The organism is Gammaproteobacteria bacterium (assembly GCA_028817255.1).
GTDB lineage: Bacteria > Pseudomonadota > Gammaproteobacteria > Porifericomitales > Porifericomitaceae > Porifericomes > Porifericomes azotivorans.
On the sequence record JAPPQA010000061.1, the window covers coordinates 1 to 9,537 of the forward strand.

Here is a 9,537-nt window from a genome sequence, read left to right on the forward strand (position 1 = left end):
TGCGCTACGACCTGGGCGGCGACCGCCGGGGCTTGCAGCTGGCGTTGCGCCCGAGCCTGGGGCTGGCGCGGGGCGCGGCGGGTGGCCTGGGCGCATCGGGCGTGCCGCTGGACGGCGGCGCCTTTGGCGGCGCCGGTACGCCGGCCCTTGGCGGCAGCGGGACCGGCGGCAGTGCCGGCCTGGGCCTACGCAGCGAGTTGGCGTATGGCATCGGCGACGTGCGCCTGGCGCGCGGCCTGCCGGGGCTGCTGACGCTGTACGGCAAGAGCGAGTTGTCCTCGGGCGCGAGCGGCTACGGCGGCGGGCTGCGCTTCGAGGCGGCGCGCTTCGCGCTGGATGCGGGGCTGCGGCGCGACAGCGGCGCCGACGCCGACCGCGCGTTGCTGCTGGACGCCACCCTGCGCTTCTGAGCCTCCCGCGCTTCCCGCTCCCTCACCCTGTCTCCCTCTCCCGGCGGGAGAGGGAAAAGAGGGGGCGGCGCCTGTCGCCCTCTCCCTCCGGGAGAGGGCCGGGGCGGGGGCAAAGGGCAACGCCGCCGAAACCTTGCGCGCGCCGGACGAATCGCTTGCCCGATAAGGCAATCCGAAGCTTGTCCACAATGAACCGCAGGTAAAGCGACCGCCCGGTTCCGAAATGTGCTAAGATTGCCGCAGGGGGCCAGGCAAGAAGAATCCTATCAGGAAGAAGAAGGGTTCCGCGCCGCACATCCGGCGTCACGGGGATTGGGGACGCAACTGTTAGGAGGTAGCCGAATGGCAGGCAGAAATTTTCTTTTCATACCTGGCCCCACCAACGTTCCGGAGCGGATCGCAAATGCGATGCACGTGTCCCAGGAGGACATGCGCGCGACGGACTTTCCCGATTTCACGCTGCCCTTGTTCGAGGACCTGAAAAAGATCTTCAAGAGCGAAAGCGGCAGGGTGTTCATCTTCCCGTGTTCGGGCACGGGCGCCTGGGAGGCGGCCATCACCAACACCTTGTCCCCCGGAGACAAGGTGCTGATGTCGGGATTCGGGCATTTCAGCAATCTGTGGATCGATATGTGCCAGCGCCACGGCCTGGATGTACAGGCGCTGGAAGTGGACTGGGGAGAGGGGGTGCCCATCGAGCGGTACGCGGATATTCTCAAGGCGGACCGCAACAAGGAGATCAGGGGCGTCTTCGCCACCCATAACGAGACCGCGACGGGGGTAACCAGCGACGTGGCCGCCGTGCGCAGGGCCCTGGACGACGCGGACCACCCGGCGCTTTTATTCGTGGACGGCGTCAGTTCCATCGCCAGCATTGATTTCCGCATGGACGAATGGGGCGTGGATCTGGCCGTCAGCGGTTCTCAGAAGGGGTTCATGCTGCCCACCGGGCTTGGGATCGTCTGCGCCAGTCCGAAGGCCATGGCGGCGATGGAGTCGGCCAAACTGGCACGCACGTTCTTCGCTTTCGAGGACATGCTCAAGACCAACGACAACGGTTACTTTCCCTATACCCCCGCCACCATCATGATGCGCGGCCTGCGCGAATCCGTGAACATGCTGCTGGAAGAGGGTCTGGACAGCGTCTTCGAGCGCCACAACCGCATGGCCACCGCCGTGCGCAAAGCCGTGGCGGCCTGGGGGTTGCGCCTGGTGGCGAAGGCGCCTCAGTGGCATTCGGACACGGTCAGCGCCATCTACGTGCCGGAGGAGTTCGACGGCAACGAGGTGGTGCGCCACGCCTACCGGCATTACAACCTGGCGCTCAGCGTCAGCCTGGCGAAGATCGCCGGCAGGGCTTTCCGCATCGGCCATCTGGGAGACCTGAACGAACTGATGATCCTGACCCCGCTCGTCGGCGCCGAAATGGCGATGAAGGATCTGGGGCTGCCCATCGAGCTGGGCAGCGGCGTCGCAGCGGCGCAGGAATACCTGCGCCGCACGGCCGTGGCGGTGCGCTGATGGCATTTTGCGGCCGAGTCCGGGCGGCTTTCCGGGCGGCGTCATGAGTTTTACGCAGCATCCGTTGCGGCGCGTTCGCCTCCAGCGCAGCGAGCTGGCCGTGCCCGGGTCCAACCCCGGCATGTTCCAAAAGGCGGCGGCCAGCGACGCCGATTACGTATTCCTGGACCTGGAGGACGCGGTGGCGCCCGCGGAAAAGCCGCAGGCGCGGCGCAACGTAATCCAGGCATTGAACGAGATTGACTGGCGGGAGAGCGGCAAGACCGTTTGCGTGCGCGTCAACGGGCTGGATACCCCGTATATGTACCGGGATGTGATTGACGTGCTGGAGCAGGCGGGCAACCGGCTCGACACCATCCTCGTGCCCAAAGTCGGTGTCCCCGGAGACATCTACATGGCGGAGTGCCTGGTCAGCCAGGTGGAGAGCGCCTGCGGCATCGAGCGGCCGGTCGGCTTGGAGGCGCTGATCGAAACCGCGCTCGGCATGGCCAACGTCGAAGGGATCGCCGCTTGCAGCAACAGGCTGGAGGCGCTGCACTTCGGGGTCGCCGATTACGCGGCGAGTTGCCGGGCGCGCACGGTTAACATCGGCGGCCTGAACCCCGATTACCCAGGCGACCAGTGGCACGCCAGCTTGCAGCGCATGCTGGTGGCCTGCCGCGCCTACGGTCTGCGCGCCATTGACGGCCCCTTCGGAGACATTCGCGACCCGGAGGGGTACCGGCAGGCTGCCCGCAGGGCGGCCACCCTCGGCTACGAGGGCAAGTGGGCCATTCACCCGAGTCAGATTCCCCTCGCCAACGAGGTGATGTCGCCGCCCGCCGCGGAGGTGGAGAGGGCGCGGCGCGTCATCGCGGCACTTGAGGAGGCTGCCCGCGCCGGCCGGGGCGCCGCCCAGGTGGACGGCAAGATGATTGATGCGGCATCGGAGCGGATGGCGCGGAACCTGGTCGAGCAGGAAGATTTAAGCGCCGGCCGGGCGCGGTCGTAGCGGGCGGGGCGGGGCAAGCTATGGATATTCACGAGTACCAGGCGAAAGAGCTGCTGTCCAGTTTCGGCGTGCCGGTGCCGCTGGGCGGGCTGGCATACAGTCCCGAACAGGCGGTGTATCAGACGCGGGAGCTGGGCGGCGATTGTTGGGTGGTGAAGGCGCAGATCCACTCGGGCGCCCGCGGCAAGGCCGGCGGCATCCGCGTGTGCAGGAGCGACGAGGAGGTCTGGGCCGCCACCGACGATCTGCTGGGTAAAAAGATCATTACCGGGCAGACCGGCGCGCAGGGAAAAGTCGTGCACCGCACCTACATCGAGGTGGGCATGGACATCGCCCGCGAATATTACCTGGGCCTGGTGCTGGACCGGAGCATGGAGCGGGTCGTTGTAGTGGCCTCCGCCGAGGGCGGTATGGAAATCGAGGAGATCGCCAGCAAGCGCCCCGACTCCATTATCCGGCTGGCGGTGGAGCCGGCGGTGGGTATGCAGGCATTTCAGGCGCGGGAGTTGGCCTTCAGTCTGGGCCTGGACAAGTCCATGAGCAGTCAGGCAGTGGCCACGTTCCTGGGCTGTTACCGCGCGTTCCGCGATCTGGATGCCACTATGGTGGAAATTAATCCGCTGGTGGTTACCGCGGACAATCGGCTGTTCGCCCTGGATGCCAAGATGTCCTTCGATGACAACGCCCTGTTCCGGCGTCCCAACATCTCGGAGTTGCGCGACAAGAGTCAGGAAGATCCCCGCGAGATGCAAGCGGCCGACCGGGGGCTGAACTACGTCGGCCTGGAGGGGCACATCGGCTGTATCATCAACGGGGCGGGTCTCGCCATGGCGACCATGGATATGATCCAGCATGCCGGCGGCGAACCGGCCAACTTTCTGGACATCGGCGGCGGCGCGTCTCCGGAACGGGTCAGCAAGGCGTTTCGCCTGGTGCTCTCCGACGACAAGGTCGAGACCATCCTGGTAAACATCTTTGCCGGGATCAACCGTTGCGACTGGGTGGCCGAGGGCATCGTACAGGCGGTCCGGGAAGCCAATTTGAATATCCCGCTGGTGGTGCGGCTGTCCGGTACCAACGTGGAGAAGGGCAAACAGATCCTCGCGGAGAGCGGGCTGCCCTTCATCATGGCCGACACGTTGGCGGAGGCGGCGGGCCAGGCGGTGGCGGCCTGGCGCGCGCATGACGGCGGGCGCCGGAAAAGTTGAAGCGGGTCCCGGATGTCAATCCTCATAGATAAGGATACGCGGGTCATCGTCCAGGGCTTCACGGGCCAGATCGGCACTTTCCACGCCACCGAGATGATCGAATACGGCACCAAGGTGGTCGGCGGCGTTACTCCTGGCAAGGGCGGCTCCATACACCTGGAGCGCCCGGTCTTCAATACGGTCAAAGAGGCCGTGGCGGCCACCGGGGCCACGGCCAGCATCGTTTTTGTGCCGGCGTCTTTCGCCGCCGACTCGATCATGGAGGCGGCGGACGCCAAGCTGAATTACTGCGTGGCGATCACCGACGGGATTCCCGCTCACGACATGATCCGGGTCAAGCGGTACATGATGCGCTACCGGAGAGCGGAGAAAATGATCCTCACCGGCCCCAACTGCGCCGGCACCATCAGCCCTGGCAGGGCCATGCTGGGCATTATGCCGGGACATATCTACATCCCCGGGCCCATTGGGATCGTCAGCCGCTCGGGGACCCTGGGCTACGAGGCGGCGGCGCAGATGCAGGCCCTCGGACTCGGGGTTTCCACCAGCGTCGGCATCGGCGGCGACCCCATCAACGGCAGTTCCTTCCGCGACATGCTGGAATTGTTCGAGCAGGACGACGAGACCAGCGCAGTCGTCATGATCGGCGAGATCGGCGGTCCGCAGGAGGTGGAGGCCGCCTATTTCGCGCGCGACCGCATGAAGAAGCCGGTGATCGGATATATCGCGGGTCTGACCGCTCCCAAGGGCCGCCGCATGGGCCATGCCGGGGCGATCATCTCGGCCTTCGGCGAGAGTGCGGCGGAGAAGGTCGAGGTGCTGCAGGAGTGCGGAGTGGATGTGGCCCCCGACCCTGCCCGGATCGGGGAGACAGTGGCCGCGGTCCTGAAAAAGCAAGATATTTCCCACCCCGCGGCGGGCGCGCCGAGCGCGGAATGAGCGGCAAGCCCCGCGTCGCAGTGACCCGCAGGTGGCCGGAGCAGGCCGAGGCCCGGCTTGCGGAGTTGTTCGACGTGCAACTCAACGAAGACGACCATCCCATGAGTACGGAGGAGTTGCAGGAGGCGATGCGCACCGCGGATGCCGTTTTCCCCACGGTATCCGACCGCATTGACGCCGCGGTCCTGGAGGCGCAGCCGCGGCGGGCGCGCATCCTTGGCAACTTCGGGGTGGGATTCAACCATATCGATCTCGAAGCGGCGCGCCAGGCCGGCATCGTGGTGACCAATACCCCCGAGGTGCTTACCGAATGCACGGCGGACATCGCCATGATCCTGCTGCTCGCGGTGGCGCGCCGCGGCGGCGAAGGCGAACGGCAGTTGCGCGCCGGCCAATGGTCTGGCTGGCGTCCCACCCACCTGCTCGGCACGCGGGTCAGCGGCAAGATCCTGGGCCTGGTCGGGTTCGGGCGCATCGCGCAAGCGGTCGCCAGGCGCGCCTTCTTTGGCTTCGGCATGCGCATTTTGTACTACGACCCTTATATGCAGGAATCGGATGCCGCCAGGGAAGTGCAGGCTGTGCAGATCTCCACTTTGGAGGAACTGCTTGCCCAGCCGGACTTCGTATCGCTACACTGCCCGGGCGGCAAAGAGACGCGCCACCTGCTCAATGGCGAGCGTCTGGCGTTGCTGCAGCCCCACGCCTTTCTGATCAATACCTCGCGCGGCGACGTGGTGGACGAGGACGCCCTGGTCATGGCGTTGCAGGAGGGCAGGATCGCGGGCGCCGGCTTCGACGTTTACGAACAGGAGCCGACGGTGCACCCGGGGCTGTTGCAGCGGGAGAACGTGGTGTTGCTGCCTCATCTCGGCAGCGCCTCGCGGGAGACCCGGGTCGCCATGGGGATGCGGGCGATCGAGAACGTGCAAGCCTTTTTCGCAGGCCAGTCGCCCCCGGACCGCATAGTGTGAGCGAGGTCGCGAGCCCGCCACCTGCCGCCGCATTCCTCCGCCTCCCGATCGATCAGGCTGCCGTTGCGCACGCGCAGCGGTTGGTCAACTCGCTGTACCAGCAGCTGTGTTCGGTAATCCGTGTCCGCCGCCCCGGCATCCTGGAGAGCTTCACCGGCGCAGCCCCGCTGCCGGAAGGGGCCCCGGATAATCTGGTCCACCTGCTGCAAGCGTGGGGCATCTGGTTCCAACTGCTGAATATCGCCGAGGAAAGTGCCGCCGCCAGGCAACGGCGGCAGATGGAGAAGAAGAGCGGCGGACCGGAGTCGGTGCCCGGCACTTTCGCCCGCACCCTGGCCGCGGCGAAGGCCGGCGGCGTCGCTGCCGACACGGTACAGGCGCTGCTCGACAAAATGCGCATCCAGCCGACCGTTACCGCTCATCCCACCGAGGCGAAGCGCATCACGGTACTGGAGATCCATCGCCGCATTTTCCTGCTGTTGCAGCGCCTGGAAGCGGCGTACTGGACCCCGACGGAACGCCAGTTCCTGTACGAGAGCCTGCACAACGAGATTGACCTGCTCTGGATGACCGGCGAACTGCGGCTGCAACGCCCTACGGTGAAGCAGGAGATCGCCTGGGGGATGCATTTTGCCGGCACCTTGTACCGCAGCCTGCCGTTCGTGCTGGAGCGCCTGAGCTGCGCCCTGCGGCAATATTACCCGGGGCGCCGTTTTCGCATTCCCCCCCTGCTGAGTTTCGTCTCCTGGATCGGCGGCGACCGCGACGGCAACCCCTACGTTACGGAAGAGGCGACCCGGGAGGCGCTGGACAGGGGCCGCCAGGTGGCTCTCGCCCACTACCTCGAAAGCCTCGAGGAACTGCGCGAGCGGCTCAGCGTCAGCGATAAGGCAGTGACGGTAGGGCGGCCCTTCCGGCAGGCGCTGGCCCGTCTGCTGGAATCGCTGGAGACGGGGGCGGCGCAACGTTCCCGCAATCCTGGAGAGGTATTTCGGCAATACGTCACGGGCATGATCTTCAAATTGCGCGCCTCTTCGGCCCCGGCGGCGGCAAAGACGGCGGCGGGCGCCCCCCGCTACGCCAGCGCCGAAGAGTTGCTCGCCGATGTGCGCAACGTGGAGGAAGGGCTGGAACAGGCCGGTTGCGCCAATCTCGCCCGGCAACTGGTGACCCCCCTGCGCCAGCAGGTGGAGGCCTTCCGCTTCTGCACCGCCCGGCTGGATCTGCGCGACAACAGCCGAGTGCTGCGCCGGGCCCTGGAGGGCATCCGTGCCGGCGCTACGGCGCCGCGGGATGCGGGGCGGCGGGACCATGGGCAGCAGGGTGCGGCGCCGGCCCGGGAGCCGGCGGCGGCGGCCGATCTCCGCGACTGGCTGTTGGCGGAACTGGCCCGGCCGTTGCAGAAGCCGCCGGATTTCTCCGGTCTTCGGGAGAGCGACATAGCGCCTCTGCGGGTCTTCCAGCTCATCCGCCGGGCTTACCGGCGCCTGGGCCGCGAGGCGGTGCATCACTTCGTCTTGAGCATGACGCAATCCGTGGAAGACATGCTCGCTGCCTACCTGCTCGCCAAGTATGCCAGGCTGTTCGTGGACCGGGAGGGGAAGGAGGCCTGCTATTTGCCCATCGTGCCTCTGTTCGAGTCCATTGCCGACCTGCGTCATTCGCCCCGGATCATGGCGGAGTTGCTGGACATTCCCATGGTGCGGCGCTCGGTGAAGATCCAGGGAGGCAGCCAGGAGGTCATGATCGGCTATTCGGACTCCAACAAAGACGGCGGCTTCTTTACCGCCAACTGGGAACTGAGCAAGGCGCAGGTGCAACTGCACCGCCTGGGGGAGCGGCGCGGCATCCCCATCGTCTTTTTTCATGGCCGCGGCGGTTCGGTCAGCAGGGGCGGCATCCCCACCGGGCGCGCCATCGCGTCCCAGCCTACGGGTTCCGTCAAGGGCCGGATCCGCATTACCGAGCAGGGCGAGGCGGTCTCTTCCAGATACGGCAACGAGAGCACGGCCCGTTACCAGCTCGAACTCCTGGCTGCCAGCGTGTTGGAGCACTCGCTTGAGGAGCGCGGCGAAGGGGCGCCGCGCCCCCGCCCCGAGTTCGACGAAACGATGGAAGCGCTCTCCAGCCTCGCCTACACGGCCTACCGCAGACTGCTGGAAGACGAGGGCCTGCCCTCCTACCTGCAACAGGCCAGCCCCCTGGAAGAACTGTCGGAAATGAAGATCGGGTCCCGTCCCGCCCGCCGATTCGGCGCCAGCGCGCTCGGCGACCTGCGGGCTATCCCCTGGGTGTTCGCCTGGACCCAGAACCGCCATGCGATCCCCGGCTGGTACGGGATCGGCACCGCCCTGGAAGGTTTTCTCAAGGTGCGCGGCGCCGCCGGCGAAAAATTGCTGCAGGAGATGTTGCGCGAATCGCGGCTGTTCCGCCTCGTCATAGACGAAGCGGAGAAGATGCTGGCCCTGGTCGATCTGGAGGTCGCGGCGGCCTACGCGGACCTGGTGCAGGACCGGGCATTGCGCACCCGCATCTACTCGCAGGTGGAGAACGAGTACCGGCGCAGCCGGAAGGCGATCCTGCTGCTCTGCGGCAGCGAAAGGCTTGCGGCCCGGTTCCCCAGGTTCGGCGCCAGGCTGCAGCGGCGCCTGCCCATTCTCCGCCGGGTCGGAATCCGGCAGGCGGCGCTGGTTCGGGAACTGCGCCGCCAGGGCGGCGCCAGCGAGGTCGGACAGCGGCGTCTTGTCCCGCTGCTGCTTTCTATCAACTGCGTCTCCGCGGGGCTGGGCTCTACGGGATAGCCGCCGCGATGAACCGCTGGCTGATGAAGAGCGAACCGGGCGCCTACTCCATAGACGATCTGGCCGCCCAGCCCGGCCGGCGCGACTGCTGGGACGGCATCCGCAACTACCAGGCGCGCAATTTCATGCGCGACCGGATGCGTACAGGCGACCTGGCCTTCTTCTACCACTCCAGTTGTCCGCGGCCCGGCGTGGCCGGGATCATGGAGATCGCGCGTGCCGCCTATCCCGATCCCACCGCGCACGACCCGCGCTCGAAATACTACGATCCCCGCAGCGACCCGCGGGCGCCGCGCTGGGTCATGGTGGATGTGCGCTTGCGGCGCAAGTTCCGGCGCCTGGTCGCTCTCGCCGAGTTGCGCGCCTGCGCGCCGTTGGCCGGCATGCGCCTGTTGCAGCGGGGCAACCGCCTTTCCATCCTGCCGGTCACCAAGGAAGAGTGGGACATCGTCGTTGCCCTGGCCGCCGGCAAAGGCGCGGGCGGGGAATAGGCGCGGGCAAGCGCGGGGCGCCCGGGCGCAAGCCATTACGCAAGCGAAGGGAAGCAAAGCGGCTCTCTCTATCTGCCATGGATTCCCTGTTTCGAGCATGTGCAAAAACCCTGCGGGCATCCAGCGAATAAGGCCCCCCTCGCCATTCCTGCGCCCCCCTCGCCATTCCTGCGAAAGCAGGAATCCAGCGTATAAAGCGCGCGCT

General features: G+C 66.7%; 8 protein-coding genes. All 8 read left to right on the plus strand.

Annotated elements, in window-relative coordinates; genetic code table 11:
• On the plus strand, window positions 1-410 hold a 410-nt coding region (locus tag OXU43_03050), incomplete at its 5' end, for a hypothetical protein (protein MDD9824138.1).
• A 342-nt stretch (window positions 411-752) separates the two neighbouring features.
• Window positions 753-1,931 carry an aminotransferase class V-fold PLP-dependent enzyme gene (locus OXU43_03055; GenBank protein ID MDD9824139.1) on the plus strand — a complete coding sequence of 393 codons (1,179 nt, stop codon included), beginning with the start codon at window positions 753-755 and terminating at the stop codon, window positions 1,929-1,931.
• 43 nt (window positions 1,932-1,974) lie between these two features.
• The gene (locus tag OXU43_03060) at window positions 1,975-2,922 is read left to right on the plus strand and encodes a CoA ester lyase (protein MDD9824140.1); all 948 of its coding nucleotides are present in this window, start codon (window positions 1,975-1,977) and stop codon (window positions 2,920-2,922) included.
• A gap of 20 nt (window positions 2,923-2,942) precedes the next feature.
• The gene (locus OXU43_03065; GenBank protein MDD9824141.1) at window positions 2,943-4,130 is read left to right on the plus strand and encodes a malate--CoA ligase subunit beta; all 1,188 of its coding nucleotides are present in this window, start codon (window positions 2,943-2,945) and stop codon (window positions 4,128-4,130) included.
• 12 nt (window positions 4,131-4,142) lie between these two features.
• The gene (gene sucD / locus OXU43_03070) at window positions 4,143-5,069 is read left to right on the plus strand and encodes a succinate--CoA ligase subunit alpha (protein ID MDD9824142.1); all 927 of its coding nucleotides are present in this window, start codon (window positions 4,143-4,145) and stop codon (window positions 5,067-5,069) included.
• A complete protein-coding gene (locus OXU43_03075) occupies window positions 5,066-6,040 on the plus strand; it encodes a D-glycerate dehydrogenase (protein MDD9824143.1) in 975 nt (324 codons plus the stop codon). The genes sucD and OXU43_03075 overlap by 4 nt, the downstream gene beginning before the upstream one ends.
• Complete coding sequence (locus OXU43_03080; protein ID MDD9824144.1) at window positions 6,037-8,841, plus strand: phosphoenolpyruvate carboxylase; 2,805 nt, start codon at window positions 6,037-6,039, stop codon at window positions 8,839-8,841. The genes OXU43_03075 and OXU43_03080 overlap by 4 nt, the downstream gene beginning before the upstream one ends.
• 8 nt (window positions 8,842-8,849) lie before the next feature.
• The gene (locus tag OXU43_03085) at window positions 8,850-9,332 is read left to right on the plus strand and encodes an EVE domain-containing protein (protein MDD9824145.1); all 483 of its coding nucleotides are present in this window, start codon (window positions 8,850-8,852) and stop codon (window positions 9,330-9,332) included.
• Window positions 9,333-9,537 lie beyond the last annotated feature (205 nt).